26 protein-coding genes and 1 tRNA gene are annotated in these 25,657 nt (G+C 70.1%); 15 read left to right on the top strand and 12 right to left on the bottom strand.

Annotation, left to right across the window (positions count from 1 at the left end; genetic code table 11):
• The first annotated feature begins 92 nt into the window (after window positions 1-92).
• Window positions 93-728, top strand: a complete 636-nt coding sequence (locus GGQ54_RS10005) for a TetR/AcrR family transcriptional regulator (protein ID WP_179445249.1) — start codon at window positions 93-95, stop codon at window positions 726-728.
• Here the strand turns inward: GGQ54_RS10005 and GGQ54_RS10000 are convergent, their stop codons facing one another.
• Together GGQ54_RS10000 and dacB are read right to left on the bottom strand one after the other, a co-directional pair.
• The gene (locus GGQ54_RS10000; protein ID WP_179445248.1) at window positions 729-1,733 is read right to left on the bottom strand and encodes a zinc-dependent metalloprotease; all 1,005 of its coding nucleotides are present in this window, start codon (window positions 1,731-1,733) and stop codon (window positions 729-731) included.
• A gap of 86 nt (window positions 1,734-1,819) precedes the next feature.
• The gene (gene dacB, locus GGQ54_RS09995) at window positions 1,820-3,301 is read right to left on the bottom strand and encodes a D-alanyl-D-alanine carboxypeptidase/D-alanyl-D-alanine endopeptidase (protein WP_179445247.1); all 1,482 of its coding nucleotides are present in this window, start codon (window positions 3,299-3,301) and stop codon (window positions 1,820-1,822) included.
• Window positions 3,302-3,484: 183 nt separating this feature from the next.
• Here dacB and GGQ54_RS09990 point away from each other — a divergent pair, with 183 nt between their 5' ends.
• The 5 genes from GGQ54_RS09990 to GGQ54_RS09970 are packed head-to-tail and all read left to right on the top strand — an operon-like array spanning window position 3,485 to window position 6,265.
• Window positions 3,485-3,997 carry an inorganic diphosphatase gene (locus GGQ54_RS09990; protein ID WP_179446544.1) on the top strand — a complete coding sequence of 171 codons (513 nt, stop codon included), beginning with the start codon at window positions 3,485-3,487 and terminating at the stop codon, window positions 3,995-3,997.
• 11 nt (window positions 3,998-4,008) lie between these two features.
• On the top strand, window positions 4,009-4,413 hold the full coding sequence (locus GGQ54_RS09985) for a fluoride efflux transporter FluC (protein ID WP_179445246.1): 405 nt from the start codon (window positions 4,009-4,011) through the stop codon (window positions 4,411-4,413).
• On the top strand, window positions 4,413-4,772 hold the full coding sequence (locus GGQ54_RS09980; protein ID WP_179445245.1) for a fluoride efflux transporter FluC: 360 nt from the start codon (window positions 4,413-4,415) through the stop codon (window positions 4,770-4,772). Before GGQ54_RS09985 ends, GGQ54_RS09980 begins: the two co-directional genes overlap by 1 nt.
• Window positions 4,772-5,740: a TRM11 family SAM-dependent methyltransferase gene (locus GGQ54_RS09975; RefSeq protein WP_246292603.1), complete on the top strand. Its 969-nt coding sequence runs from the start codon at window positions 4,772-4,774 to the stop codon at window positions 5,738-5,740. The genes GGQ54_RS09980 and GGQ54_RS09975 overlap by 1 nt, the downstream gene beginning before the upstream one ends.
• A 45-nt stretch (window positions 5,741-5,785) precedes the next feature.
• Window positions 5,786-6,265, top strand: coding sequence for a SixA phosphatase family protein (locus GGQ54_RS09970; protein ID WP_179445244.1), 480 nt, complete (start codon window positions 5,786-5,788; stop codon window positions 6,263-6,265).
• Here the strand turns inward: GGQ54_RS09970 and GGQ54_RS09965 are convergent, their stop codons facing one another.
• Window positions 6,266-7,318: an LLM class flavin-dependent oxidoreductase gene (locus GGQ54_RS09965; RefSeq protein ID WP_246292601.1), complete on the bottom strand. Its 1,053-nt coding sequence runs from the start codon at window positions 7,316-7,318 to the stop codon at window positions 6,266-6,268.
• Window positions 7,319-7,565: 247 nt separating this feature from the next.
• Between GGQ54_RS09965 and GGQ54_RS09960 the strand changes: the two genes are divergently transcribed.
• From GGQ54_RS09960 to GGQ54_RS09930, 7 genes are all read left to right on the top strand, one after another.
• The gene (locus GGQ54_RS09960) at window positions 7,566-9,011 is read left to right on the top strand and encodes a MinD/ParA family ATP-binding protein (RefSeq protein ID WP_179445243.1); all 1,446 of its coding nucleotides are present in this window, start codon (window positions 7,566-7,568) and stop codon (window positions 9,009-9,011) included.
• 31 nt (window positions 9,012-9,042) lie between these two features.
• Entirely contained in the window at window positions 9,043-10,284 is a 1,242-nt protein-coding gene (locus tag GGQ54_RS09955; RefSeq protein ID WP_179445242.1) for a low temperature requirement protein A, read from the top strand.
• A 48-nt stretch (window positions 10,285-10,332) separates the two neighbouring features.
• Window positions 10,333-11,412, top strand: coding sequence for an ATP-dependent DNA ligase (locus GGQ54_RS09950; RefSeq protein ID WP_179445241.1), 1,080 nt, complete (start codon window positions 10,333-10,335; stop codon window positions 11,410-11,412).
• A 96-nt stretch (window positions 11,413-11,508) separates the two neighbouring features.
• Window positions 11,509-12,360 (top strand): fumarylacetoacetate hydrolase family protein, encoded by an 852-nt coding sequence (locus GGQ54_RS09945; protein WP_179445240.1) that lies wholly within the window; start codon window positions 11,509-11,511, stop codon window positions 12,358-12,360.
• A 7-nt stretch (window positions 12,361-12,367) separates the two neighbouring features.
• A complete protein-coding gene (locus tag GGQ54_RS09940) occupies window positions 12,368-13,246 on the top strand; it encodes a DUF4031 domain-containing protein (protein ID WP_179445239.1) in 879 nt (292 codons plus the stop codon).
• A gap of 36 nt (window positions 13,247-13,282) precedes the next feature.
• On the top strand, window positions 13,283-13,759 hold the full coding sequence (locus GGQ54_RS09935) for a GatB/YqeY domain-containing protein (RefSeq protein ID WP_179445238.1): 477 nt from the start codon (window positions 13,283-13,285) through the stop codon (window positions 13,757-13,759).
• 86 nt (window positions 13,760-13,845) lie between these two features.
• A complete protein-coding gene (locus tag GGQ54_RS09930) occupies window positions 13,846-14,652 on the top strand; it encodes an LLM class F420-dependent oxidoreductase (RefSeq protein WP_179445237.1) in 807 nt (268 codons plus the stop codon).
• Between the two features lie 27 nt (window positions 14,653-14,679).
• Here the strand turns inward: GGQ54_RS09930 and GGQ54_RS09925 are convergent, their stop codons facing one another.
• From GGQ54_RS09925 to GGQ54_RS17050, 6 genes are all read right to left on the bottom strand, one after another.
• Window positions 14,680-15,948, bottom strand: coding sequence for a sn-glycerol-3-phosphate ABC transporter ATP-binding protein UgpC (locus GGQ54_RS09925; protein WP_179445236.1), 1,269 nt, complete (start codon window positions 15,946-15,948; stop codon window positions 14,680-14,682).
• A 14-nt stretch (window positions 15,949-15,962) separates the two neighbouring features.
• Window positions 15,963-16,799, bottom strand: coding sequence for a carbohydrate ABC transporter permease (locus GGQ54_RS09920; RefSeq protein ID WP_179445235.1), 837 nt, complete (start codon window positions 16,797-16,799; stop codon window positions 15,963-15,965).
• The gene (locus GGQ54_RS09915; protein WP_343045923.1) at window positions 16,799-17,731 is read right to left on the bottom strand and encodes a carbohydrate ABC transporter permease; all 933 of its coding nucleotides are present in this window, start codon (window positions 17,729-17,731) and stop codon (window positions 16,799-16,801) included. The genes GGQ54_RS09920 and GGQ54_RS09915 overlap by 1 nt, the downstream gene beginning before the upstream one ends.
• Entirely contained in the window at window positions 17,728-19,077 is a 1,350-nt protein-coding gene (locus tag GGQ54_RS09910) for an extracellular solute-binding protein (protein WP_343045922.1), read from the bottom strand. The genes GGQ54_RS09915 and GGQ54_RS09910 overlap by 4 nt, the downstream gene beginning before the upstream one ends.
• Before the next feature lie 86 nt (window positions 19,078-19,163).
• Window positions 19,164-19,586, bottom strand: coding sequence for a hypothetical protein (locus tag GGQ54_RS09905; RefSeq protein ID WP_179445234.1), 423 nt, complete (start codon window positions 19,584-19,586; stop codon window positions 19,164-19,166).
• A gap of 155 nt (window positions 19,587-19,741) precedes the next feature.
• Complete coding sequence (locus GGQ54_RS17050) at window positions 19,742-20,215, bottom strand: OsmC family protein (protein ID WP_179445233.1); 474 nt, start codon at window positions 20,213-20,215, stop codon at window positions 19,742-19,744.
• A gap of 454 nt (window positions 20,216-20,669) precedes the next feature.
• Between GGQ54_RS17050 and GGQ54_RS09895 the strand changes: the two genes are divergently transcribed.
• Both GGQ54_RS09895 and GGQ54_RS09890 read left to right on the top strand, forming a co-directional pair.
• A complete protein-coding gene (locus tag GGQ54_RS09895; RefSeq protein ID WP_179445232.1) occupies window positions 20,670-21,137 on the top strand; it encodes a hypothetical protein in 468 nt (155 codons plus the stop codon).
• Window positions 21,130-21,585, top strand: a complete 456-nt coding sequence (locus tag GGQ54_RS09890) for a hypothetical protein (protein ID WP_179445231.1) — start codon at window positions 21,130-21,132, stop codon at window positions 21,583-21,585. Before GGQ54_RS09895 ends, GGQ54_RS09890 begins: the two co-directional genes overlap by 8 nt.
• A 1,065-nt stretch (window positions 21,586-22,650) precedes the next feature.
• Here GGQ54_RS09890 and GGQ54_RS09885 read toward each other — a convergent pair.
• From GGQ54_RS09885 to GGQ54_RS17630, 3 genes are all read right to left on the bottom strand, one after another.
• A tRNA-Thr gene (locus GGQ54_RS09885) sits at window positions 22,651-22,726 on the bottom strand.
• A 114-nt stretch (window positions 22,727-22,840) separates the two neighbouring features.
• Window positions 22,841-24,442: an alpha/beta fold hydrolase gene (locus GGQ54_RS09880; RefSeq protein ID WP_179445230.1), complete on the bottom strand. Its 1,602-nt coding sequence runs from the start codon at window positions 24,440-24,442 to the stop codon at window positions 22,841-22,843.
• A gap of 61 nt (window positions 24,443-24,503) precedes the next feature.
• Window positions 24,504-25,634 carry a DoxX family membrane protein gene (locus tag GGQ54_RS17630; RefSeq protein ID WP_179445229.1) on the bottom strand — a complete coding sequence of 377 codons (1,131 nt, stop codon included), beginning with the start codon at window positions 25,632-25,634 and terminating at the stop codon, window positions 24,504-24,506.
• Window positions 25,635-25,657 lie beyond the last annotated feature (23 nt).

Here is a 25,657-nt window from a genome sequence, read left to right as displayed (position 1 = left end):
GGGATTCTCCGGGTCGACGTTTCCTAACGTTGTTAGGTTGACGCTCATCACTATGCACCTAACAGCGTTAGGAGGCAAGTACGATGTCGGTCATGGCCCGAGAGACCCGCGAACCGGTGACGCGCGACCGCATCGGCCGCGTCGCCCTGGCCGTGATCGACGCCGAGGGCACCCGCGCCGTGACCATGCGGCGGGTCGCCGGCGAGCTCGGCATCCAGGCCCCCAGCCTGTACGCCCACGTCACCGGTCGCGACGAGATCCTCGGACTCGCGCATGCGGTCGTGATGGCCGAGGTCGGCCCATTCCGGGGCACGGGCGACTGGCGGGGCGATCTCGAGGACTACTACCGGCGGATGCACCGGGTGCTGGTCGCCCACGGCGACATCGCGTCGGTGCAGTTCGGCTCGATCATCACCACGGAGCGTTCCCTGGCGGCCTTCGAGCAGACCATCCGCGCGCTGGTCGACGCCGGCCTGCCGAGCGGCATCGCGGCGGCCGCCATCGAACGGCTCTCGCTGTATGTGACCGCCGACGCCTACGAGCAGTGGGAGTTCCGCCAACGCGGCGGCGATCCGGCGGCACAGGCCAGCGAGTTGATCTCCGAGGCGGCGCCCGGGCTCGCCGAGCTGCTCGGCGACTTCGACCTGGGCGAGCACGGGCCGTTCGGGTTCGGCCTGGAGTTGATCATCGCCGGAATCGGCGCCCTCGCCGACCGCGCGGCCGACTGATCAGGCACGCGGCAGGTGCCGCATCCGATCCAGCCACAGCTTCGGATCGGCGATCTCGGCCGCGCCCGGCAGGGTGTTCGGCGACGTCCAGACGTGATTCAGCCCGGCCATGCCGACCTCGGCCAGCACCGCTCGGCAGAAGGCCGCGCCCTCGGCGTACTGGCGCATCTTCGCCTCCATGCCGAGCAGTCGTCGGGCCAGCCCGGACCAACCGCCGGCGCTGCGACGCGCGTCGAAACGGCGCCGGATGGTCGCGACGGAGGGGACCACCGCCGGACCGACCTCGTCCATGATCACGTCGGCATGGCCCTCGACCAGCGACATCACCGCGATGATCTGGTCGAGTTGGCGCTGCTGGCGCTCGTCGGTGACCAGATCCAACAGGGAACCGGTCGCGCCGGCGCCGCGGCGTACCCGTTCCATGATCATGGCGATCATGGACGCGTCGACGTCGATCCCGTCGAGGAAGGAGCGCAGCAGCCCGCGCAGGTGATCGGCGAGCCACGGCGCGTGGGCGAATTGCACCCGGTGGGTCTCCTCGTGCAGGCAAACCCAGAGCCGGAAGTCCGCCGGATCGACCTCGAGCCGGCGCTCGACGTGCACGACATTCGGGGCGATCAGCATCAGCCGGCGCGGACTGCCGAACGGGTCGAACTGTCCGAGCACCCGCGTGGACAGCCAGGCCAGCATCGCGCCGACCTCGACGGCCGACAGCTTCGCCACCAGGCCGCCGGGCTCGCCGTCGCCCTCGCCGAGCAGACCGCGCAGCGTCGCCAGATTCGCCCGCAACCAGCCCGGCCGGTCGATCACCACCACCGGCGGATCGCCGGCCGGCACCCGCAGGCCGGTGGTCTCGCCGACGTGCGCGCCGGCCCGCCCGGCCGCGTCGCGCAGCTCGGCGACCACGGCCCGCGCCTCCGCGGCACCGAGTGCAGGTCCCGGTGGAACGAGCCGCAGCGCCGTCGCCAGCGCCGCGTCGTAGTCGATCGCCCCGGCGATGTCCATCCGTGCTCCGTTCGGCGCAGTCCGCCCGCGTGCGGTTCCGCGGGCCGGGCAAGAACGGGGTACGCCGAGGCGTACCCCCGGCCAACCTAGCGACAGCCGCAACCGGCCAGCGCGGCGGACATCTTCTCCAGCCAGGTCCGGTTGGCGTAGTCGTTCTGCACGGCGTCGTTGTTGACCATGAACGCGAAGACCAGCAGGGTCCCGTCGCGGGCCACCACATAGCCGGCCAGCGTGTGCACCTGGCGCAGCGTGCCGGTCTTGGCACGCACCTCGCCCCGTCCGGCGCTCGTGCCGTCCTCGACGAAACGCTGGCGCAGCGTGCCCTCGGCGCCGGCCACGCTCATCCCGGTCAGCAGGCTGCGGAACTTCGGGTCGCCGGAGACGCCCAGCCCGAGCGCGCGGGTGAGCACCTCGGTCGGCAGCCGGTTCTCCCGCGACAGCCCGGATCCGTCGCGCATCCGCACGGCATCGGACCAGGCGCCGAGCGGGCGCAGCACCCGGGCCGCCGCGGCCTCCCCGTCGGCGAACGAGCCGTCTCCCCCGCCCGCGACGGAGACCTGGCGGAGCAGGATCTCCGCGGCATTGTTGTCGGAGGTGCTGATCACCCGTTCGACGATCAGCGCCAGCGGCATCGACTCGACCCGGGCGATCGCCTCGGCCCCATCGGGGGCGGCGCCGGCGGCGACCTTGCCCACCTCGATCCCGCTGCCGCGCAGGGCCTTCGCGAACGCGTCGGCGGCCTCCTTCGCGGGATCGCCGGGCCGCGTACCGTCCGACCGCACACCGCCGTCCAGCCACAGCGCGCTGATCGGAGTGACCTGGTCGCGATAGCCGTCCGGCCAGGTCTCGTTCCACGCCGGCCCCGCGAACAGCGACGTGTCGAAGTCCAGGTCGACCTTCGTCGCCCCCGCCGCCTTGAGCGCCTCGGCGGTCTCACCGGCGAGCTCGCCGATGCTGCCGCGGTCGGTGCGCGGGTCGCCGCCGGCGAGATAGGGGTCTCCCCCGCCGACCAGCACGATCCGGCGCGGCGGTGCGGGCGTTGCAGCGGGAGTGGCATCGGCGGCCGGCTCGGCGCCGTCGCCCAGCACCACCGACGTGGCGAACCGGTGCTCGGGCCCGAGCGCGCCGAGCACGGCCGCGGTGGTCAGCAACTTCAGGGTGGACGCCGGGATCATCGGCCGGTCGCCGTCTGCCGCATACACCTGCTCGCCGGAGCCGGCATCGATCACCACCGCGCCGGTCTGGCCTCCGGTACGCCCGGCGGCCGCCAGCCGCTCGCGTACCCGATCGGCGTCGGGCGGCCCCGCGGGGGTGACGGCGGGCAGCACCGGATCCGGGGTGGCCGCCGCGGACGGGCCGGGCGCCGCCTCGTCGAAGAGCGTCGGCGCCACGGTCGGCGCACCCCGCGGGGCGACCAGGCCGGCGGCGCGCGCGGCGCCCTGGATGCCGGCCGGCAGCGCACCGGTCGCGAAACCGACCAGCAGCGCGATCGCGAGCACCGAGGCGGCGGCGAGCGACGCGGCGCGCAGGGCCCAGCGCCCGGCGGATCGGGTGGCGGGATCGGGCACGGCGGTCCTCTCGGGTGCGGCGCGACGGGCGGGCGCGGGGCTGATCACCGCGGCCGCCATTCTGCGATAGCACAGTCGGCCCGCTACTCTCGAGCCGGAGACCAGAATGGTAGAGAAAGGTTACGGGTGACCGAAGAATACGAGTCCAGCGAGTCCGACGAGCAGCAGGCTCCGCCGACGGCGATGACCTTCGATGTGACCATCGAGATTCCCAAGGGCACCAAGAACAAGTACGAGCTGGATCACCAGACCGGCCGGATCCGGCTCGACCGGACGCTGTTCACCTCGACCCAGTACCCCTCGGACTACGGATTCATCGAAGGGACCCTCGGCGAGGACGGCGACCCGCTCGACGCGCTGGTGCTGGTGCCCGAGCCGACCTTCCCCGGCTGCCTGATCGAGTGCCGCGCCATCGGCATGTTCCGGATGAAGGACGAGGCGGGCGGCGACGACAAGGTGCTGTGCGTGCCGACCGCCGACATCCGCCGCAACCACCTGCGCGATCTCGACGACATCCCGGAGCTGGCCCGGCTGGAGATCGAGCACTTCTTCACGGTCTACAAGGACCTCGAGCCCGGCAAGTCGGTCGAGGGCGCGCACTGGGAGAACCGCGAGTCCGCCGAGGGTGAGATCCGCAACAGCGTCGAGCGGGCCAAGGGCACGTCCTTCGAGCACAAGCACGTCAACCACTACTGAGCGGCGCTGCGATGGACGGCTCCGGCTCGGCCGGGTCCGGTGACCGGCCGGGCCTGCCCGTCCGGACGCTGGCCCTCGTCGGGATCGGCGGCGCCGCGGGCGTGGTCGCCCGGCAGGCACTGAGCACGCTCGGCGACCCGACCCTGGTGGTCGCCGCGATCAATGTGGTCGGCGCCTTCGGGCTCGGTCTGCTGGTCGGCGCGCTGCGTGATCACCGGGCTGCGGCGTGGGCGCTGCCGCTCGCCGGCACCGGCTTCCTCGGCGCCTTCACCACCCTCTCGGGCATGACCGGCCTGTTCGCGGCCCGCCCCGACCCCTGGTTGCTGCTGTTGATCATCGGCCAGGTGGTTCTCGGTGTGATCGCGGCCTGGGGCGGGCTGGAGGCCGGGTTGCGACTGCGCGGTCGGGGGCGTTGATGGCGTTCTGGATCCTGCTGGCCGTGTGTGGCGCATTCGGCGCGATCTGCCGGGCGATGCTGGACGCGCGCTTCGCGAGCGATGATCCCGGCGTACTCCCCCGCGGAATCCTGATCGCCAACCTGCTGGGGAGCCTGATCTTCGGCGCAGCGGCCGGGATCTCGGACCTGAACGGCTACTACCTGCTGACCAGCGGTTTCTGCGCGGCGCTGACCACGTGGTCGACGTTCTCGCTGGACAGCGCGCGGTTGCTGCGCAGCGGGCGCCACCGACTCGCGTTGATCAACATCGCGCTGAACCTGATCGGCGGCTGGCTGGCGGCGCTGGTCGGCATGGGGCTGGCGGTGATCATCTTCTGATGCGGTACGCGATGCTGCTCTCCCCCTCGGCGAACCGGGCCTACGGCGAATCGGTCGCCGAGCTGGCCGCGGCCGAGCTGGAGATCTGCCGGCCCGAGGCACGCGAGGTGCACACCCGGGCGATCGGCGGGGTGGACTATCTGATCTTCGATCTGGAGGACGTGCCGAGCCGGCTGTCGGGGACCTTCGCCATGTTCGCCCTGCTGCCGGACGATCTGTTGCGCCCGGTGACGCTGGAGCGAGACGGCGTACTCGACGAGGACCTGGTGACGATCCCGAAGTACCAGGGCAAGACCAACGAGCAGTTCACCCGGCTGCTGCTCGACGTCACCCTGGCCGCCGTCGACCGACCGCCCGGCCCGCGCAGCGTGCTGGACCCGATGTGCGGGCGCGGCACCACGCTGACGACGGCCTGGCGGGCCGGTCACGATGCGGCCGGGGTGGAGGCGGACCCGAAGGCCGTGGAGCAGTTCTCGGCCTTCCTGCGTACCTGGCTGCGGCGCAAGCGGCTCAAGCACCGGGTCGAGCAGGTTCCGGTACGCCGAGAAGGCCGGTCGCTGGGCAAGAAGCTGGAGGCGACGGTGCGGCCCGAGGGCGCGCGGGAGCTGTCGCTGACGGTGTTCACCGGTGACACCCGCGACTCGGCGGCGCTGTTCGGCAAGCGGCGGTTCGACGCGGTGGTGGTGGACGCGCCCTACGGCGTCGTGCACGGGTCGAGCACGGGCCGCGACCGGGAACGCTCGCCGGCCACCCTGCTGGGCGAGGCCGTCGGGGTCTGGGCGGGACAGTTGCGGGCCGGCGGCGCGCTGGGCATCTCGTGGAACACCCACGGGTTGCGGCGCGAGGACCTGGCCGGCCTGGTCGCCGCCGCCGGTCTCGAACCGCAGGACCACGGCCCCTGGCGGCGCCTCGCCCATCGGGTGGACGCCTCGATCCGGCGCGACGTGCTGGTGGCGCGCAAGGCCTGACCCGCCCGTCGCACCCGCCCGATCGGGCCCACATAGGCTCGGGCCATGGCACGACTGCACCTGCTCCGCCATGCCAAGGCCGCGGAGTTCTCACCGGGCCGCACCGACCATCAGCGGCCGCTGACCGAGCGCGGCCACGCGCAGGCCGCGGCGCTCGGCGAGTACCTGCGCGACTCCGGGATCCGGATCGATCAGGTGCTCTGCTCGACCGCCACGCGCACCCGCGAGACGCTGGCCGGACTGGGGCTCGGCGCGCCGGTCGAGTTCAGCGACGCCGTCTACCAGGCCTCACCCGACGAGCTGCTGGCCGAGATCGCCGCCATGCCGCCGGGCTCGCTGCTCGTCATCGGCCACGCGCCGGGCATCCCGGGCCTGGCCCACCAGTTGGCCGGCCCGGGCTCGGACCCGACCGCCCTCGAGGCGATCGACGGCCGCTACCCGACGGCGACGCTGGCCACCCTCGACACCGACGCCGATTGGGCCGGGCTCGACGCCGCCCGGCTGACCGGTGTCCGGATCGGCTGATCACGCGCCGGCGAGCAGCTCCAGGGTCCGCTCGCGATCGGGAACCCGGTCGGCGGGCGCTTCCGCGCTCGCCCCGGCAATCGGGTTGATCATCACCTCGTCCACCCCGTAGCGCTCGGCGAGGTCGGCGATCCGGGCCCGGACCTGCTCCGGCGTACCGATCAGCCACGACTGCGCCATCGACTCCGCGAGCGGCGTGTGCGCCGACGGGATCGCCGTCAGCAGCGCCTCCTCCACGCTCAGTTGCGCGCGCAGCGGCTGATTGGTCCGCAGGGCGATCATCGACAGCAACTGCGGCCGAGCCAGGCGTACCGCCTCCTCCTCGGTCTCCGCGACGACCGCATTCACCGTCAGGAACGTCTGCGGCTCCGCCACCTCGCCCGGGGTGAACAGCGAGCGGTAGAGATCGAGCGCCTCCCCGGTGCCGCGGCCCGCGAAGTGGTGGGCGAACACATAGGGCAGGCCGAGCTTGGCGGCCAGCCGCGCGGAGTAGTCCGACGACCCGAGCAGCCAGACCGGCGGGGCGGTGCTGGCGCTGGGCGTGGCGCTCAGGTGGTACGCCCGCCCGGCGAGGTCCAGGCTCACCCCGCCCGGCTGCAGCCAGGCGATGACGTCGTTGACATAGGAGTCGAACTCGGCGACGGCCTCGTCACTGCGCCCCTGCCGCAGCGCGTAGCTGGTCACCGGGTCGCTGCCCGGCGCCCGCCCGATGCCGAGGTCGATCCGCCCGGGGTAGGCGGCCTCCAGCAGCGCGAACTGCTCGGCGACGACGAGGGGCGTGTGGTTGGGCAGCATCACGCCGCCCGACCCGACGCGGATCCGTTCGGTACGCGCGGCGATCAGCGAGATCAGCACGGGCGGGTTGGTGGCGGCGACCGCCGGCATGTTGTGGTGCTCGGCCACCCAGTAGCGCCGGTAGCCGAGCCCGTCGGCGACGCGCGCCAGCTCGGTGCTGGCAGCGACCGCCTGGCCGCTGCTCTGGCCCTGCCGGACCGGGACCAGGTCGAGAACGGACAGTGCCGGAGAAAGTTCGCCCATGTCGGGAACAACCATCCTCCCCGTTCGTTATTCCAAGCAAGGAATCCCCTCCGTCGGAGTCCCCCACTCCGACACCCCTTGCGGGGCCCGCCCGAAGGATCGGGACGTCACTCGGGCGGGCCCCACCCCTTTCCTTCCTTCCCCCTCCTTCCCGCCCCCTTCTTTCCCGCCGGATGCACCGTTGCGCGGCCCGGGTGCGCGCAGGCATTACGGTTGGCGAAGCACTCGGACCGGTACGCACGGAAGCGGGAGGCCCAGCCAGATGACCCAGCCGAATCAGCCGAACTCGCCCTGGCCCCAGACGCCCTGGGGCGATGACGGACCGGCGGCTGGTCGGCGCGCCCTCCAGGACCCGGCACAGCCGCCGCGCCCCGACGACCAGCCGCGTTCGCAGGACACGCCGTCGCGGGCGCCGGGGGATCGCTCGCCCCGCTCGCACGCCTGGCCGCCCGGCCCGCAACAACAGCCCCAGCAGCCGGCGCCGCCCCGCCAGGGTGCGCCGTGGCAACCGGGGCCCCAGCAACCCCGGCACGTCGCGCCGGGCCCGGTCCCGCACCGGCAGCCCTCGCCGCCGGACCCGTCGCCGACCCCGTCGCCGCGGCACGGCTTCGACCAGGCGCCCACCACGCCGGTCGGTGAGCCCGATCCGCCGCCGCCCTCGCCGTTCGGCCCGCCCTCCCGCCAGCCGCAACGACCGACCGCCGAGCCGGCCGCACGCCGCGGATTGTTCGACCGGATCGCCGATGCCTTCGGCGGGGGGCGTCGCCGGCGCGAGGAGGAAGAGGCCCAGGCCCGCGCCCTCGCCGACCAGCGCGCCGCCGAGCAGCGCCGGCGCGAGGCCGAGGCCGCGGCCGCCCGGGAGGAGCGTCGGCGGGTGATCGATACCCCGGTCGATCATCACCTGATCACCGTGTCGTCGCTCAAGGGTGGCATCACCAAGACCACCATCGTGCTCGCCATCGGCACCGCGCTGGCCCTGCACCGGCGCGATCTGGTGCTGGCGATCGACGGCAATGCCCATCGCGGTACGCTCGCCCGCCGGCTCGGCGAGGAGACCGGACTGACCGTTCGTGATCTTGTCGCCGACGCCGAGGATGTGCGTACCGCCAAGGACTTCCGGCGGTTCACCTCCCAGGCCGCGAGCCGCTTCGAGGTGCTGGCGTCCGAGCCCAACCCGGCCGAGGCGCAGGGCTTCTCCGCCGAGGAGTACGCCACCGTCCTGGACATCGCCAAGACCTTCCGCAGCGTGATCATGACCGATACCGGCACCGACCTGACCCTGCCGCTGATGTCGGAGGTCTACGGCAATACCGACACCCTGGTGGTACCGGCGACGACGGCCCATGACGGCGCCGACCTGGCCTGGGAAACGTTGGACTGGTGGGAGGAGCACGCCGATCCGGCCCTGGTCCGGAATGCGATCGTGGCGATCACCCAGATCGAGCCGTTCTCGCTGCCGCCCGCCGAGCAGATGCCCGCCGAACGGATCGCCGAGCTGCGCGCCGCGTTCATCCGCCGACAGCGTCAGCGCGAGGCCGAGCTGACCGAGCGATTCGCCGGCCGGGTCGGTGAGGTGATCTTCGTCCCCTACGACCCGTCGCTGCACGTCGGCGGCCTGTTCGCCTGGGATCGACTCTCCCCGGAGACGGCCGCCGCCTACGAGGACCTGGCCTACGCCGTCGCCCGCCGGTTCGCCGCCCGCGACTGACGGCATACCGCACACGATCGAGGGGGACCCGATGACCGAGACATCCGGTACGCGGGGCCTGTCGCACCGGCTGGTGCCGATGCGCGGGCGCGATCCCGAGGAGCCGCACCGCGCCGCGACCCCGTTGGAGCTGCTCTTCGACCTGGTCTTCGTGGTCGCGGTGGGGATCGCGTCGTCGACATTCGCGCACTCGCTCGGCGAGGCACACTGGGCCTCGGCGATCCTCGCCTTCGCGTTCGTGATGTACGCGATCGTCTGGGCGTGGTTCGGCTGGACGACATTCGCATCCGCCTTCGACACCGACGACTGGCTGTACCGGTTGTTGACCATGCTGCAGATGTGCGGCGTGGTGGTGCTGGCGCTCGGCGTACCGCCCGTGTTCAGCTCCCTCGACGCCGGCCAGGTCGTCGACAACCGGGTCCTGGTGCTCGGCTACGTGATCATGCGCATCGCGATGGCGCTGCAATGGCTGCGGGTCAGCCGCGGGCCCTACCGGCGGGTCGCGCACACCCACATCGCGACCATCGTGATCGCGCAGGCAGGCTGGATCCTGACCGCGATCCTGCCGCTTCCGCTGCCGGCGCTCCTTGCGCTGATCGCGGTCCTGTACGCCGTCGAGCTGGGCGGCCCGGCGCTCGCCGAGCGGCGCCAGGCAACCCCGTGGCACGCCCATCACCTGGCGGAACGCTTCGGGCTGCTGACGATCATCATGCTCGGCGAGTGCGTCGTCGGCACGATCGCCGCGGTGAGCGCGGCGGTCGGCGAGCAGGGCTGGACGCTCGATGCCGCGCTGGTCACCTTCGCCGGGGTCGGTCTGACGTTCGGCATGTGGTGGATCTACTTCATCGTGCCGCACGCCGAGACCCTGGAGCGGCGGCGCGGCGCGGCGATCCGGTGGGCGTACGGCCACTTCGCGATCTTCGCCCCGATCGCCGCGGTCGGCGCCGGGCTGGACGTCGGCGCGTACGAGATCGAGGGCAAGAACGTGATCGGACCGATCGAGTCGATCCTCACCGTCGCGGTGCCGCTGGCGATCTATCTGATCGTGCTGTTCTGGTTCTACCGGATGCTTTCGGGGTCCTCGGGCCCCTACGCCTGGATGCTGGTCGGCGCGCTCGTGGTGATCGCGGCGGCGGTGGCGATCGTCGCCGCGGGCGTACCGTTCACCGTCGGGCTGGCCATCCTGACGCTCGCGCCGGTCGTGGTGATCGTCGGCGACGAGGTGATCGGGCACCGCCACCGCGAGGCGCACGTGGCCCGGCTGGAGTCCTGAGCCGGTCGATTCGGCCCACTCGCCGGCGCCGATCACTACCGTGGGCACATGGACCTGCCCGTGATGCCGCCGGTGAAGCCGATGCTGGCCAAGCCGCAGAAGACGATCCCGGCCGGCATGGCCTACGAGCCGAAGTGGGACGGCTTCCGGTCGATCATCTTCCGCGACGGCGACGAGGTGGAGATCGGCTCGCGCAACGAGCGGCCGATGACCCGCTACTTTCCCGAGGTCGTCGAAGCGGTACGCCGCAACTTTCCCGAGCGCGCGGTGATCGACGGCGAGATCGTGATCATCGACCCCGACCGCGACGGCCTGGACTTCGAGGCGTTGCAGCAGCGGATCCACCCGGCCGAGTCCCGGGTGCGGCTGCTGGCCGAGCGCACGCCGGCCGGCTTCGTTGCCTTCGACCTGTTGGCGCTGGGCGATCGCGACCTGATGGGCGAGCCGTTCAGCACCCGTCGGGACCTGTTGGAGCAGTGTCTCGCCGACGCCCGGCCGCCGATCTGGGTGACCCCGGCGACCGATGATGTCGAACGGGCCCGGGACTGGTTCGACCGCTTCGAGGGCGCCGGCCTGGACGGCCTGATCGCCAAGTCGCCGGGCGGGGCATACCAACCCGACAAACGCGTGATGACCAAGATCAAACACGAGCGCACGGCCGACTGCGTGGTCGCCGGATATCGCACCCACAAGAGCGATCCGGAGGCGATCGGCTCGCTGCTGCTCGGCCTCTACGACGACACCGGGAGCCTGTCCAGCGTCGGCGTGATCGGCGCGTTCCCGATGGCCCGGCGGCGCGAGCTGTACGCCGAGCTGCAGCCGCTGGTGACCAAGATCGAGGATCATCCCTGGAACTGGGCCGCCGAGCTGATGACGACCGATTCCGGCGCCCGCTCGCCGCGCAAGTCCGAGGGCAGCCGGTGGAATGCCGGCAAGGATCTGAGCTTCACGCCCCTGTCGCCGGATCTGGTGGTCGAGGCGCGCTATGACTACATGGAGGGCACGCGTTTTCGGCACACCGCGCAGTTCGTCCGCTGGCGGCCCGACCGCGACCCCGCTTCCTGCACCTTCGACCAGCTCGAGCGCCCGCTGCGCTTCGAGCTCGGCGACATCCTGCCGCCCGGGTGATCCGGGCGTACCGGCGTACCGGCCGAAGGCGTAGCCTCGGGCCTGCGACCGCGCCGGACCTGACCCAGCCGGACCCGACCTAGGAGAGATGGAATCGTGAAACTGGCCAACCTCGGCGGACGCGCCGCGCTGATCACCGGCGCCGGCCGAGCCCTGGACGTGCACGCGGCGAGCGACGGGCGGTTCGGTCCCGAGCCGGCCGGCATCTACGACGCGTGGCCGGAATTCGTCGACTGGACGCGCGAGATCGGCGCCGGCCGCGATGACCAGGCCGTCGAGTTCGATCCGGCCGAGCTGGGCCCGCCGTCGCCGCAGCCGCGGCAGATCCTCGCCATCGGGCTGAACTACGCCGAGCATGCCACCGAATCCGGCTTCGACTCCCCCACCGGCCTGCCGCCGGTCTTTCCGAAGTTCCTCAGCGCGCTGTCGGGCCCGGTCACCGAGGTGGCGCTGCCGGAGGGCGGCAATACCGACTGGGAGGTCGAGCTGGTGGCGATCATCGGGACCGAGGCCTCGGCGGTGTCCGAGGAACAGGCGTGGGACCATGTCGCCGGCCTGACCGTCGGCCAGGACCTGTCGGAGCGGGTGATCCAGCTCGCCGGTCCCGCGCCGCAGTTCGGCCTCGGCAAGTCCTATCCCGGCTTCGCCCCGACCGGGCCGTGGCTGGTCACCCCCGACGAGCTGCCCGACCGCGATGATCTTGCCCTGCGGGCCGAGCTGGACGAGGAGGTGGTCCAGGACGCGCGTACCCGCGAGTTGATCGTCTCGGTGCCCGGGTTGATCGCCGGGCTGTCGAAGATCATCACCCTCTACCCGGGTGATCTGATCTTCACCGGTACGCCGTCCGGGGTCGGCCTCGGCCGCGATCCGCAGCGCTGGATCCAGCCCGGCCAGACCCTGGTCAGCACCATCGAGGGCATCGGCGAGCTTCGGCAGCGTTTCACCTGAGCATGTCGTGGCCGTACTGATCGACCGGCCGATCTGGCCCGCGCACGGGACGCTGTTCTCCCACCTCGTCTCCGACGCCTCGCTGGCGGAGTTGCACCGCTTCGCCCACCATGCCCGGGTGCCGGCCCGGGCGTTCGACCGCGACCACTACGACGTTGCCGAGCATCGCCATGCCGAGCTGGTCGCGGCGGGGGCGGTGCCCGTCGCGGGCGGTGAGCTGGCGGCCCGGCTGCGGGCGTCGGGGTTGCGGGTGACGAAGCGGCAGCATCGGGCGCAGGCGCAGCAGCGGCGTACCCGGTTGTCCGAGCAGTGGCAGCGGCTGCTGCCGGACCGGGCCGCGCTGGGCGGCGAGCTGATCGACCGGTGGGCCGAGCCGCGGCGGCGCTATCACGACCAGCAACACCTGGCCGAGTGCCTGGCCGCGGTCGATGAGCTGTGGCCGGGGCATCCGCGGACGCTCGGGCTGGCGGTGTGGTTCCACGATGCCGTCTATCTCGGCATTCCCGGTTCGGACGAGGAGGCCTCCGCGCTGCTCGCCGAGCGGCGGCTGGCGGGTGTGGTGAGCGAGGACGAGGTGGCCGAGGTGGCGCGGCTGGTCCGGTTGACGGCGGGCCACGACCCGGAGCCGGGCGACCGGGCCGGGGTGACGCTGAACGATGCCGACCTGAGCATCCTCGCCGCGCCGGCGGATCGCTATGCGGGCTATCTGGCCGGCGTCCGCGCCGAGTATCACCAGCTCACCCCGGAGGTGTTCGCCGCGGGACGGCGGGCCGTGGTCGCGGGCCTGTTGGAGCGGCCGGTGTTGTTCGGTACGCCGGCCGGGCGCGAGCGCTGGGAGGCGGCGGCCCGGGACAATCTCACCGCCGAGCTGGCCGGAGAATTCTGATCGGGTCGGCGGGGGCAGGTCTGCAAGGATGAGGGCATGGCTGAGCTCAAGGACCGGATCCGCGCCGACCTGACGGCGGCGATGAAGCAGCGCGACAAGCAGACGACGACCGTGCTGCGGTCGGTGCTGACGGCGATCGGCACCGAGGAGGTCTCCGGCGAGGCCGCGCACGAGCTGACTGTCGAGGCCGAGCTGGCGATCGTCAATCGTGAGGTACGCAAGCGCAAGGAGGCCGCGGAGGGATTCGCCTCCGGCGGGCGCGAGGAGCAGGCGGCGGCCGAGCTCGCCGAGGCCGAGCTGCTCTCGGCGTACCTGCCGACCCCGCTGACCGACGACGAGCTCGCCGCGCTGGTCGAGGCCGAGATCGCCGCGGTCACCGAACAGCTCGGCGAGCGGCCGACCATGAAGCAGATGGGCCAGGTGATCAAGGGCGTGAATGCCAAGGCGCAGGGCCGGGCCGACGGGTCGGCCGTCGCCGCCCGCGTACGCGCCGCGCTCTCTTCCTCCTCCTGACTCGCGATTGTTTCCGTAGTTATGCCCGCTCTGGACGTGTCAGAGCGGGCATAACTGCGGAAACAATCGCGGGTTAGGGTCGGTGCATGAGCGAACGGCCCACCCGGATCGGAATCCAGCTACAACCCCAGCACGCCGACTATCCCCAGATCCGCGATGCCGTGGCGCGGGCCGAGGACGCCGGCGTCGACATCATCTTCACCTGGGACCACTTCTTCCCGCTGACCGGCGACCCGGACGGCAAGCACTTCGAGTGTTGGACGGTGCTCGGGGCGTGGGCCGAGCAGACCTCGCGGGCCGAGATCGCCGCGCTGGTGACCTGCAATTCCTATCGCAATCCCGACCTGCTGGCCGACATGGCCCGCACGGTCGATCACATCAGCGGCGGGCGGCTGGTGCTCGGGATCGGGTCGGGCTGGGCCGGGCGCGACTACGAGGAGTACGGCTATGAGTTCGGTACGCGCGGCAGCCGCCTCGACGACCTTGCCGAGGCACTGCCCCGGATCGAGCGGCGATTCGAGGAGTTGAATCCCCGGCCGACCCGGAAGATCCCGATGCTGATCGGCGGCCAGGGCGAGAAGAAGACCCTGCGGCTGGTGGCGAAGCACGCCGACATCTGGCACAGCTTCGCCGATCTTCCGTCGCTGCGGCACAAGCTCGGCGTGCTCGACGAGCACTGCGCGGCGGTCGGCCGCGATCGGTCGGAGATCGAGATCTCGGTCGGCGTGAACGCGCGCGGCCGCGACGGCCAGCCGATCGGCCCACCGGACGAGAAGGCCGATGCGTTGCACGATGCGGGCGCGCGGCTGTTCACGATGGGTGTCGGAGGCCCGGACTACGACCTCGGCGGCCTCGAGCGCTGGATCGCCTGGCGCGATCAGCGCAACGCCTGAGCGGCGTCACCCACCGGCCGGCGCGACCTACCCGACGGCCTGCGCCGCCTTGGCGTCGCGCTCCTTGGCCTGCGCGATCTCCTCGGCGCGGTCCTCGGCGGCCTCCTGGGTCAGCCGGGCGCCTTCCTCGGCGTCGCGGGTCAGGTTCTCACCGGTCTCGGGATCGAACAGGTGCACCCGCCGGGTGTCGACCCAGATCGTGCCGGTCTTCCCACCCTTGAGCCGGCTGTTGGCATCCAGCGACACGACCACCTGCACGTTCAGCTCGTCGGCGTCGAGGTCCTTCGCGAGCTCGTCGAGCACCTTGCGTACCCCTTCCTCGGGCTCGAAGGTCAGGTACCCGTACTGCTCGTTGCCGAGCCATTCGGTGTGCGTCAGCTCCGCGGAGAACTCCGACCCGTGCTGTTTGAGCGCCGCATCGGCGAAGGCGGCATCCTCGAACGCCTCCGGGCGTACCCCCAACATCACGACGCCGCGTCCGCGCCCCTTCTCGGCCTTCTCGGCCGGAATTTCCCAGTCCCCCAAGGGGGTACGCGCGACGGTGCCGTCGATCTCGGCCGGCAGGAAGTTCATCGACGGCGAGCCGATGAAGCCGGCGACGAAGAGATTCACCGGCTGCTCGTACAGCTCGCGCGGCGACGCCACCTGCTGCAACACCCCGCGCTTCAGCACGGCCACCCGGTCACCGAGCGTCATCGCCTCGGTCTGATCATGGGTCACGTAGACACTGGTGATACCCAGCCGGCGCTGCATCTGGGCGATCTCGGTACGCATCTGCCCGCGCAGCTTGGCGTCCAGGTTCGACAGCGGCTCGTCGAACAAGAAGGCATCCGCTTGCCGGACGATCGCCCGGCCCATCGCCACCCGCTGCCGCTGGCCGCCCGACAGATTGCCGGGCTTGCGGTCGAGATGCTCGGTCAGCTCCAGCGTCGCCGCCGCGCGGTTGACCCGGTCGCGGATCTCGTCCTCGGACAGCTTGTGCTTGTTCAGTCGCAGCGGGAACGCGATGTTCTCGAAGACCGTCAGGTGCGGGTACAGCGCGTAGTTCTGGAACACCATGGCCAGGTTGCGATCCCGCGGCGCCTTCTCGTTCACCCGCTGGCCGTTGATCATCAGATCGCCGGACGTGATGTCCTCCAGGCCGACGATCATCCGCAACAACGTCGACTTCCCCGAACCGGACGGCCCGACCAGGATGATGAACTCCCCGTCGGGGATGTCGATGCTGACGTCGTTGATCGCGGGAAAGCCGTCCCCGTACTTCTTGACGAGATTGTTCAGCTCGATCGATGACACGATGGCATTCCTTCCTAGCCCTTGACGGCGCCCTGGGTGAGACCCGAGATGATCTGCCGCTGGAAGAGCAGCACGAGAATCACCACCGGGATGGTGACGATGATCGCGGCGGCCGAGATGGCGCCGGTCGGTTCCTCGAACTGCGACGCCCCGGTGAAGAAGGCCAGCGCCGCCGGCACCGGCCGGGCGGCCTCGGTCGAGGTCAGCGAGATGCCGTACACGAAGTCGTTCCAGGCGATGAAGAAGGCGATGATCGCGGTGGTGAACACGCCGGGTGCGGCGAGCGGAACGATTGCCTTCCGGAAGGCCTGCCAGGTCGTCGCGCCGTCGACCTGGGCGGCCTGCTCCAGCTCCCACGGGATCTGCCGGAAGAACGCCGCCAGCGTCCAGATCGAGATCGGCAATGTCAGCGACAGGTAGGGAATGATCAACCCGGGCCAGGTGTCGTAGAGCCCGATGCTGCGCCACAGGTTGAACAGCGGCGTGACGATGGAGATCACGGGGAAGATCGACACGGCGAGTGCGGTGGTCAGGATGATCCGCTTGCCGGGGAAGTCGAGCCGGGCGATGGCGTACGCGCAGAGGGTGGCCAGCACGACCGCGATCAGCGTCGACAACAGCGTGATGCCGATCGAGTTGCGCAGCGCGGTGAGGAACAGGCTCTGCGCATCGCCGACCAGGATCAGCTCGTAGTTGTCCAGCGTGCCGCCACTGGCCGGCAGGAAGCCCGGCGTGGTCAGGTCGCCCGAGGACTTGAACGAGGTGGCGAGGATCGAGGCCACCGGCCCCAGCGCGTAGACCAGCACCAGGACGGTGATCACGGCCCAGCCGATCTTGACCCGGGTAGGCATCAGTTCCCTCCCCTGCTTCCGGCCAGATCGACCTTGAAGACCTTGATCGCCAGAAAGGCGATCAGCAGTACGCACAAGAAGAGCAGCACGGAGATCGCCGACCCCATGCCTATCTCCAGTCGACCGATCGAGGTCCGGTACGCCAACAGCGACAAGACCTCTGTGTTGTTGGCCCCGTTGGTCATGATGAACACATTGTCGAAGATCCGGAAGGCGTCGAGCGCCCGGAACAGCACCGCGACCATGATCGCCGCCTTCATGTTCGGCAGGGTCACCTTGCGGAACAGCTCCCAGCGGGTCGCGCCGTCCACCTTGGCCGCCTCGGTCAGCTCGCCCGGCACCTGGGCCAGGCCCGCCAACAGCAGCAGCGAGATGAACGGGGTCGTCTTCCAGATCTCGGAGGCGATGATCACGAAGATCGACGTGCCGAACTCGGCGAACCAGTTCAGGTCCGGCGAGATCCCCGGCACCCAGGCGAACCACTGGTTGACGAAGCCTGAGTTGATGTCGAAGGCGTAGAACCAGGCAAAGGCGCTGACCACGGTGATGATGCCGTAGGGCACCAGGATTGCGGTGCGCAACAGGCCGCGGAGCTGCTTGATCGCGCCGTGCATGACCAGCGCCAGGGCGAAGCCGAGCACCAGCTCGACGGCCACGGTGATCACCGTGATCAGCAGCGTGACCAACAGGTCGCGCCACCACACCCAGTCCGACAGGATCACCGCGTAGTTGGCCAGGCCGACGAACTGGCGCTCGTCGGGCGCGGTCAGCCGGAACCGGAACAGCGATTCATAGATCGCCTGCAGGATGGGGTACGCCGTGACCAGCAGCATGATCACGAATGCCGGTCCGGCGAGCAGCCAGCCCAGGCGGGCCTCGGCCCGCGCCCGCTCGCTCATCGCCGGCTTGCCTGTCGCCGCCTGGCTGCTCACAGCAATCGCTCCCCTCGCAGGACGGCCGTGATGAACTCCTGGGAATCGCGCGGTGTCGTCGCCGGGTCGACATCGGCCGGCGGGGTCCAGGTCTGCTGGATGCCCGTGGACACCTCGTTGTAGTAGGGCGTCTGCGGCCGCGGCACCGCGATGTCGAGGGAGTCGCGGATCGTCGGGGCCATCGGGAACTTCTGGCGTACCTCCGGATCGTCGAACGCGGCGAGGGCGGACGGCGGATTGCCGTTGGTGACGAAGTACTCCGCCTGGTTCTCCGGCGAGACCATGCACTCGATTGCCCGGTAGGCAAGGTCGGGATGCGTGCTGCGGGCACCGACCCCGAGGTTGATCCCGCCGAGCGGTGGAGCGGTCTCGCGATCGGGCGAGACCCGCGGGTAGAGCGCCCAGCCGATGTCGTCGACGACGGCCTGGTCGAGCGAACCGTCCTCGACCGACCCCTGCATCGCCGGCCAGACGAAGTTGTAGTTGACCATGAACGAACCGCGGTCGGACTGGAACAGGCTCATCGACTGGTTCTCGTCCATCGTCGGCAGGCCCGGACCGCCGAGCCCCTCGCGGCCGATGGTGCTGACGATCCGGGCGGCATCGACACCAGCCGGGCTGTCCAGGCCGAGCTGGATGTCGCGGGCGTTGGCGTCGGGATTGACGATGATCTCGCCGCCGCCGGAGGCGATCAGCGCATTCACCCAGACCGTCATCGACTCGGCCCGCGCGCCCTGCACCGCGAGCTCCTTGTCCTGGGTCTGCGCTGCCTGGATCAACTGGTCCCAGGTCACCGGCTGGCCCAGATCGAGCCCGGCCGCCTCCGCGACCGACTTGCGGTACCACAGGATCTGGGTATTGGCCCAGAACGGGACGGTGACCAGCCGATCGTTCCAGGTCGCGCCGTCGAGTGCGCCCTGCACGACGCCGCGGGTGGTGCGCTCGGCGACGTCGGGCGGGACCGGCGCGAGGAATCCCGGCTCGGCCAGCTCCGGAATGTAGGGCGGGTCCAGGCTCATGATGTCCATGCTCGGGTCGCCCGCGGCGAGTCGGCGGGCGAGCTGTTCGCGCTGGCTGGCCGCGTCGTTGGGCAGCAGCGAGGTCTCGATCCGGTACGCCCCGCCGGCCTCGGCCGTGCACTTCTCTGCGAGCGCGGCCTGGCCGCCGTCGTCGGGATTGATGTACCAGGTCAGGGTCGGCGGGCCGCCGTCACCGGCGCACGCGCCGAGGCTGAAGCTGAGGGCGGCGAGCGCCGCGACCGCCCCGAGGCCCCTGGCGCGCCGGCCGGTTCGTGCTGCGCGCGCACTCGCCCCACGATCGTTGCGGACATCTGTCAAGACGATCACCCCGCTGCGATTCAGGTCGACTCACTGAATCGAGCGTCCCGCGGATGAGACGATAAAGCAACCGTTGGGGCGGGATCCGGGCGGCGTCAGCGCCGCGGGGCAAGCAACCCGGACCGGCGTACCGAGTCGAACGGCCTCGCCACGACGTGGCCGCCCAGCAGCGCGATCAGTACCGACGATCCGAGGAAGAACGGCAGGTACCAGCGCCAGGCCGAGGCCAAGGCGCCCGGATCGCCGGCGGCGAGTGCGCCGGTCGGGACGGCCAGCAGCGCGGTCAGCAACCAGGTGACGAGCGCGATCACGGTGCCCGTACGGCGATGCTCCGATCGACGGGACCATCGCCGGATCGCGGCGGTGAGCAGCACGCCGATCGCCAGCGAGGCACCGACGAAGTAGAGCGCGACCATGAGTCGGCGGGCATCCGGTGAATGACCGCCCGCGAAGATCAACAACCCGGGGGTAGTCGCTGAGAGCGAGCCGATCGCCCAATGGACGGCAAACCGACGCATGATCGCACCCTTCACCCGAACCGTGCGGTGCGGGCACTTTGATCATGGTCGCTGCGGCGCTCACGATCAAGCGTGAGCGGTGTCAGGCTGGTGCCATGACCGCTTGCTGACCTCCGACGCGCGTGGGCCGAAGTCCTTCGAAGGCGCGGCCGGACTCAGCCGTCCTGCCCCTCGACCAAGATCGTCACCTCATGATCGACGGGGAAGTTGACGCTGTTGGCGATGAAGCAGTCGGCCGAGGCGGGGCCGTGGGCCGCGATGGCAGCATCCACCATGGAGGCGTCGGCGACGGTGACCACCGGGTGCAGCACGACCCGCTCGAAGCACCCGCCCGAGCCTTCCTGGGTCATCTCCCCGTGGGCGCGGTCGGCATAGGCCGTCACCACGACGCCGGTCAGCACCGCGCGATGGAAATAGCTCAGCATGTGGCACTGCGCGAGCGCCGCGACCAGCAGCTGTTCCGGATTGTGCCGCTCGCGATCACCGCGGAACGCCGGATCCGCCGTACCGGCGATGTCGGGCAGCCCGTCGACCCGAACGATGTGCTCGCGCCCGTAGTCGCGATGCCCGGTCGTGCCCGCACCCCGGTTGCCCGTCCACTCCACCTCGACGTCGTAGCTGTGCCGCACGGCAGAAGGCTAGCCGGGAGAGGCGGTGTGGACGCTGGAGCCACCTACCGGAATCGAACCGGTGACCTACGCTTTACGAGAGCGTTCGACGGCTGGCGCCGCCGGGTTCGAGGTCGACGGGAGCTTGCTGACACGCGGGCCTGAGCGCGGGAGGTTGACGGGTGAATCGAGCAGGTCGGGGGCACAGTGGGGACACGCCCGGTGATGCGCCACGGGCTGGTTCTGCGGCTGGCAACCGGTCCGCACCCCGGCGAGTGTCTACTCATCCAGGAGAACCGCACGTAGGCCCGGACCTACGTCCCTGCGACAACTTGGGCGACTCCCGCTTCCGACACGCCGTCACTGGTCTGTGTATAGGTGTAGTCGCCGAGCTGGCGACGCTCACAACGAACAAGGAGTGGCGCGAGCCGCGGCGGTCACTCCGCTGAAGCGTCGAGGTGCGAAGATCTTCGCCATGGCACTGAGCGACCGCTGGTCACGGAGGCGTATTGGCATTGCGCTCCAAGCGGGCGGTGTGATTGCCACGGTGCTTCTCGCATTCGTGTCCAACGTCCCCGAACCACCGTCGGGCTTCTGGCAAGCAGCACTCGCACTCAGCGGCATCGCTTGTCAGGTTGGTGCAGCTTTCACATGGAACGGCGTCGGGAAGCCGAGCAGCGATCTCGCACGACGAGCGGTCGGCCGGCTCTCGCGCGCAACGCTGCGCTCCACGGCGTTGACGAGCACTCTTGAGGAACTTTACGACGATCTCGGGAAGGGCAGCCAGTATAAAGGGCTTATCGGCAAGGTTTCCGTCATGGCCAGTCAATCCGAGGAGACCTTCCTTGATGCGATCGAAGATTGGCGAACGTTCCAGCCAGAACTCGTAGCCGAACTTATTGGACCAGAGCCCATTCCGGAAGGAAAAAACACGGATGACTGACAGTCAAATCCAGGCCAAGGTTGCTGCAATCCTCAGTGATCGCGAACTCGTCCTCAACGTTGGAACCGAGTCGAGCGTCACTGAGGGAATGAAGTTCAAGATCCTCAATCGCAACGGTGTCAATATCAAGGATCCGGACACTGGCAAGTCGTTGGGATCCGTGGAGCTGGTGAAGACTGTCGTAAAGGTGGTCAAAATCGAAGGGCCACATCTCTGCATCGCTCGCACCTTCCGCAGGACTCGTGGGACGCCTGGCGCCCTCGGCGATCTCGCTGGCCTACAAGGGCTGACGAGGAGCCTATACGGACAACCCTCCCGAGAAGAGACCTTTGAAATCAAGAAAGGCAGTACGCTAAATAAGGAAATTTCCGCGGAAGAAAGCTACGTCAAAATCGGGGATCCGGCAATCGAAGTAACCGGTGATGCATATGATGATTTCGTCGGATAGCGAGCCCATATGTGCGAGTATCGCGTCCGCGACGCAGCATTTCTCGTCATTGTCGGCCGATCAGCCGCGAGCGGGGGCGAACAAGCGGCGGCTCGACATTCGGTCGACTCACTCGCTCCTCGACATGGCGTCACCCGCGTCTTCTAGGCTTACCTCATGGAGATTGATGAAGAGAGTTCACATCCCCACGGGCTGAGGCAGGCGGAAAGCCTTACGCTGCGGGAAGCAGAACGGGCATACGCCGCCGCGGCGTCTGCACTGGGGCACCCATTTGAAGCGCGAGCAGCGTTTGCACCTCAAGGGAGGCTGGTTGTGACGCTGTCACCGGCGGACGACCCGATGTGGCCAAGCAGCCCCGAGGAGGCATTGCGCTTGCGCAAGGTCGCTACTGCGTGTGTTCGGGCGATCGAGGCGCTAGCGACGGACGATCCGAGCCTGCACGGCTACCTTCCAGATCCCGAACGGAACGAGCAGGGCGTCTGGACTTGGAGGTGGGAGGCGCCGACGGATGGGCCCACCATCGTTGCGCAGTGCTGTGCCGACCCTGTGCGCAACGAGCGATGGGCAGCTGCGGAGTACGACCGTCTGGCACGCGAAGAGCGCGGGCTGGACGGGAGAGAGTGAGGACCGGCCCGCAGCGCGCAGCGGAGCGGAGCGCGAGGACACGGACCGCAGCGGTTCGCCGAGCGGAGCGAGGCGCTTGATCTAGTAGGGCGGGATTCGGCAACCGTGCGAATCGGGTGACGGCGCTGGCGGCTCCGGTGGAGTGAGGGGGCGCGAGATGTCACACGAGATTCGGGATGCGGAGTTGCTTGCTCGGCGTGCGCATGCGGGTCGGCGGCGCCGGGCTGACTCGGGTCGGGTGCTGATCCGAAGGTGGTTCAGCGCGTCTTGGGACACGCGTCCGCGTCCATGACGATGGACATGTACGGCCACTTGATCGACCAGAACCTTTGGTCCGCCGCCAGCCGGGTCGGGGACACCTCGGGGACACGGTCGCAACCGGGAGGTTCAGTGATCGAGCTGACCAACGGAGAAACAGCGCTCTGACTAGGGGCGACGTTGTGGAGCCACCTACCGGAATCGAACCGGTGACCTACGCTTTACGAGAGCGTCGCTCTACCGACTGAGCTAAGGTGGCGCGGCCTGCGGCCGGTGCATGACTATAGCGGCTCGGGCGCGCCCGCCACGAATCCGCCCGGCGTGCGTACCGACGTTTGCGTCAGGTATGACGCAAACGTCGTACAGACGGCCGTCACTCCTTGCAGACCGTCTCCCCCTCGGGGATGCGGTCGCGGAAGTAGTTGACGACGGTACGCCCGACGCACGAGCTGCGGCCGTAGGCGACGTGCCCCGCCCCCTCGAAGGTGACCAACCTGCCGACCCCGAGCTGCTTGGCCATCGTCACGGCGTTCTCGTACGGCGTGGCCGGGTCGCCGGTCGTACCGACGACCAGGATCGGGCGAGCGCCCGTGGCGGGCTCCAGCGGCCCGGGCGCGGGGACGGCCGGCACCGGCCACGACGGGCACGCGTAGTCCGGGCCCATGAACCTGCCCGCCCAGGGCGCCGCCGCCGCGGCCTCGGCCGCCTTCGCGTCGGCTCCGGCGTACCCTTCATCGGCCTCATCCAAGCAGCGGATCGCCGGGAAGGCCTTCATCAGCGACCCGAAGGACCCGTCCTCCTCGCGCTGGTAGTAGCCGTCGGCGAATGCCAGCATCAGCTCGCCGTTGCCGCTGCGCGCATCGGCAATGCCTTGCGCGAGATAGGGAAACGCGGTCTCATCGGCATACAGCACCGCGGAGATCCCGGTGACCAGACCGGTCTGGGTCAGCTCGCGCGAGCCGGCCCGGATCGGGCGGGCGTCCGCCTGCTCCGTGAGCTCGGTGATCGTGGTTCGCACCTGGTCGGGATTGGCGCCGAGCTGACAAAGCTGCTGCTGACCGACGCACCAGTCGACGAAATTGCCGAGGGCCCGCTCGAAGCCCTGGGCCTGGCTGACCTCCTCGTCGCCGGTCACGTCGACGGCGCCGTCCAGCACGAGCCGGCCCGATCGCTCGGGGAACAGCTCGGCGTAGCGGGCGCCGACCTGCGTGCCGTAGGAGGCGCCGAAGTAGTTCAACCGCTGGTCGCCCACGATGCCGCGCAACATGTCAAGATCACGAACGGTGTCCTCGGTCGAGATGTGTTGCAGCAGCGCGCCCGACTGCGCCAGGCAGGACGCGCCGAGGTTCACCTCGGCCTGCATCAGATCGGTCCGCTCGCCCTGGTCGTCGGGGGAGGCGTCCTGGTTGATCAACATCTGCAACGCCGCATCATCACAGCGAACCGGCGTGGAGTCGCCGACGCCCCGAGGATCCCAACCGACGATGTCGTACTGCTCGAGCCCCTCGCGGGAGAAGCTCGTCGCATAGTCCGTCCCGTCGCCGCCCGGGCCGCCCGGGTTGACGAAGATCGTGCCCAGCCGCGGCGACTGGCTGGCCGGCACCTTGAGCAGGCTCAGGGTGATCGCCGTGGGCCCGTCGGGGCTGCCCCAGTCCAGCGGCGCCAGCACGGTCGCGCACTGCCCGCCGTCGCAGGACTGCCAGGCGGGCCGCTGGGTCTGCCAGGCTCCGCCGGCCAGCTCCTGGGGCCGCGGCACCATCCCCGGCGGGGTGACGTCCGGCACCGGCTGCAGGGGGCGGCCGTCGGGATTGATCTGATTGGTACGCGGCGGCGTGGACGCCGAGCTCTGCACGAACACCACGCCGCTCAGTGCCGTCCCGACCACCAGCACCACCGCGGCGGTGACGGCTACCGCCGCGACGACCGCCCGGAACAGTGGCGAACGGCGGGGCGTGGATTCGGACGCGGCGCTCACCCGGCCAAATCTATCGACCGGGACAACCGCGGCGCGCCGCACGCATCACCGCGCGCCCCGCTCACCGCTCGTCGGCGGCATTCTCCTTGGCCCGGCGCCGGCGGGCGCGGAATCCGCCGTCGATGCCCCAGCGACCGCCGCCCACGCAGAGGAACAGGATGCCCACCGCTCCGAGCAGGAGCTCCAACTCGCCCGCCAGCTCGTAGCCATTGCTGAACGGGAAGGTCGTCCACTTCACGAACACCAGCGCGCCGATGCCGATCAGGGCCACGCCGAGGCCGGACAGCCGGACCAGCAGGCCGAACAGCAGCGACAGCGCGATCAGCACCTCGCTGATCGCCAGCACCAGGGCCATGATCTCCGGGTACGGGATGACCGTGCCCGCCAGCATCGTCTGCACGTCGGTGATCGCCATCAGCTTGGCGACGCCGTGCAGCCCCATGATCGCCGCGACGACCAGCCGCAGCAGGAACAGGCCGAGCGACGCGAGGAACCTGTCCGTCGTGCGGGCCGAGCGACCGGCGCCGGCGGCGGGCGCCACCGCTTCGTCGCCGACGACGACCGGGGGCGGTGTGCGCTTGCCCAGCGCCTCGTCGCGGGCGCGGCGGCGCTCCTCCCAGTCGGTCTCCCCGGCCGCAGTGCCGGCGGCGAGGGGCATCACCTGGGTGCCCTCGGACTCGCGGTCGCGGAATACCGCCATGGTCTCGGTCGGCTCGGAGTCGGCATCGCGTCCCGCCTCGTCGCGGTAGAGGGGCTTACGGTCGTCGGGTCGCCGCTCGGTGAGCAACTCGGTGCGCTCGCCGTCGGCGGGATCGTTGGAAGTCACCTCGGTCGCCTCCCCGTCCTGTGCGGACCCGGCGGGCCGGGTCTCGGTGGATTCGTCGGTCCTGTCGTCCGCAGTCGCGTCCTTGGCGTCCGCAGTCGTGTCCTTGGCGCCCGCAGTCGTGTCCTTGGCACCGGAAGTCGTGTCCTTGGCGTGCCCGGACCTGTCCTTGCCGGGCGGGTCGACGAGTTCGGTCGCCTGCTCATCGGCAGCGGCCGGCCCCGGCGCCTGGGACGCAGGCTTCGCCTGGTTGTCGTCGGCGTGGCTCGATCGGCGCATCGCGGACGAGCCCGACCGCGACGGTTCCTCGGGCGCGCGCTCGTCGCCGGAGTCACTGCGATCGTTCGCGTCATCGGACCTGGTGGCCACGAGCCTCTCCCTTCACCTGTGTC

The sequence above is a fragment of the Naumannella cuiyingiana genome, from assembly GCF_013408305.1.
In the GTDB taxonomy this organism is placed as follows: domain Bacteria; phylum Actinomycetota; class Actinomycetes; order Propionibacteriales; family Propionibacteriaceae; genus Naumannella; species Naumannella cuiyingiana.
The sequence above is the reverse complement of the archived record's forward strand: the minus strand, read 5'-3'. Positions and strand labels throughout refer to the sequence as shown.

Coding starts and splice junctions, on each gene's coding strand:
- GGQ54_RS10005 (WP_179445249.1), top strand. CDS start 93: ATGGCCCGAGAGACCCGCGAACCGGTGACGCGCGACCGCATCGGCCGC.
- GGQ54_RS10000 (WP_179445248.1), bottom strand. CDS start 1,733: ATGGACATCGCCGGGGCGATCGACTACGACGCGGCGCTGGCGACGGCG.
- GGQ54_RS09990 (WP_179446544.1), top strand. CDS start 3,485: ATGACCTTCGATGTGACCATCGAGATTCCCAAGGGCACCAAGAACAAG.
- GGQ54_RS09985 (WP_179445246.1), top strand. CDS start 4,009: ATGGACGGCTCCGGCTCGGCCGGGTCCGGTGACCGGCCGGGCCTGCCC.
- GGQ54_RS09980 (WP_179445245.1), top strand. CDS start 4,413: ATGGCGTTCTGGATCCTGCTGGCCGTGTGTGGCGCATTCGGCGCGATC.
- GGQ54_RS09975 (WP_246292603.1), top strand. CDS start 4,772: ATGCGGTACGCGATGCTGCTCTCCCCCTCGGCGAACCGGGCCTACGGC.
- GGQ54_RS09970 (WP_179445244.1), top strand. CDS start 5,786: ATGGCACGACTGCACCTGCTCCGCCATGCCAAGGCCGCGGAGTTCTCA.
- GGQ54_RS09965 (WP_246292601.1), bottom strand. CDS start 7,318: ATGGTTGTTCCCGACATGGGCGAACTTTCTCCGGCACTGTCCGTTCTC.
- GGQ54_RS09960 (WP_179445243.1), top strand. CDS start 7,566: ATGACCCAGCCGAATCAGCCGAACTCGCCCTGGCCCCAGACGCCCTGG.
- GGQ54_RS09955 (WP_179445242.1), top strand. CDS start 9,043: ATGACCGAGACATCCGGTACGCGGGGCCTGTCGCACCGGCTGGTGCCG.
- GGQ54_RS09950 (WP_179445241.1), top strand. CDS start 10,333: ATGGACCTGCCCGTGATGCCGCCGGTGAAGCCGATGCTGGCCAAGCCG.
- GGQ54_RS09935 (WP_179445238.1), top strand. CDS start 13,283: ATGGCTGAGCTCAAGGACCGGATCCGCGCCGACCTGACGGCGGCGATG.
- GGQ54_RS09930 (WP_179445237.1), top strand. CDS start 13,846: ATGAGCGAACGGCCCACCCGGATCGGAATCCAGCTACAACCCCAGCAC.
- GGQ54_RS09920 (WP_179445235.1), bottom strand. CDS start 16,799: ATGCCTACCCGGGTCAAGATCGGCTGGGCCGTGATCACCGTCCTGGTG.
- GGQ54_RS09905 (WP_179445234.1), bottom strand. CDS start 19,586: ATGCGTCGGTTTGCCGTCCATTGGGCGATCGGCTCGCTCTCAGCGACT.
- GGQ54_RS09895 (WP_179445232.1), top strand. CDS start 20,670: ATGGCACTGAGCGACCGCTGGTCACGGAGGCGTATTGGCATTGCGCTC.
- GGQ54_RS09890 (WP_179445231.1), top strand. CDS start 21,130: ATGACTGACAGTCAAATCCAGGCCAAGGTTGCTGCAATCCTCAGTGAT.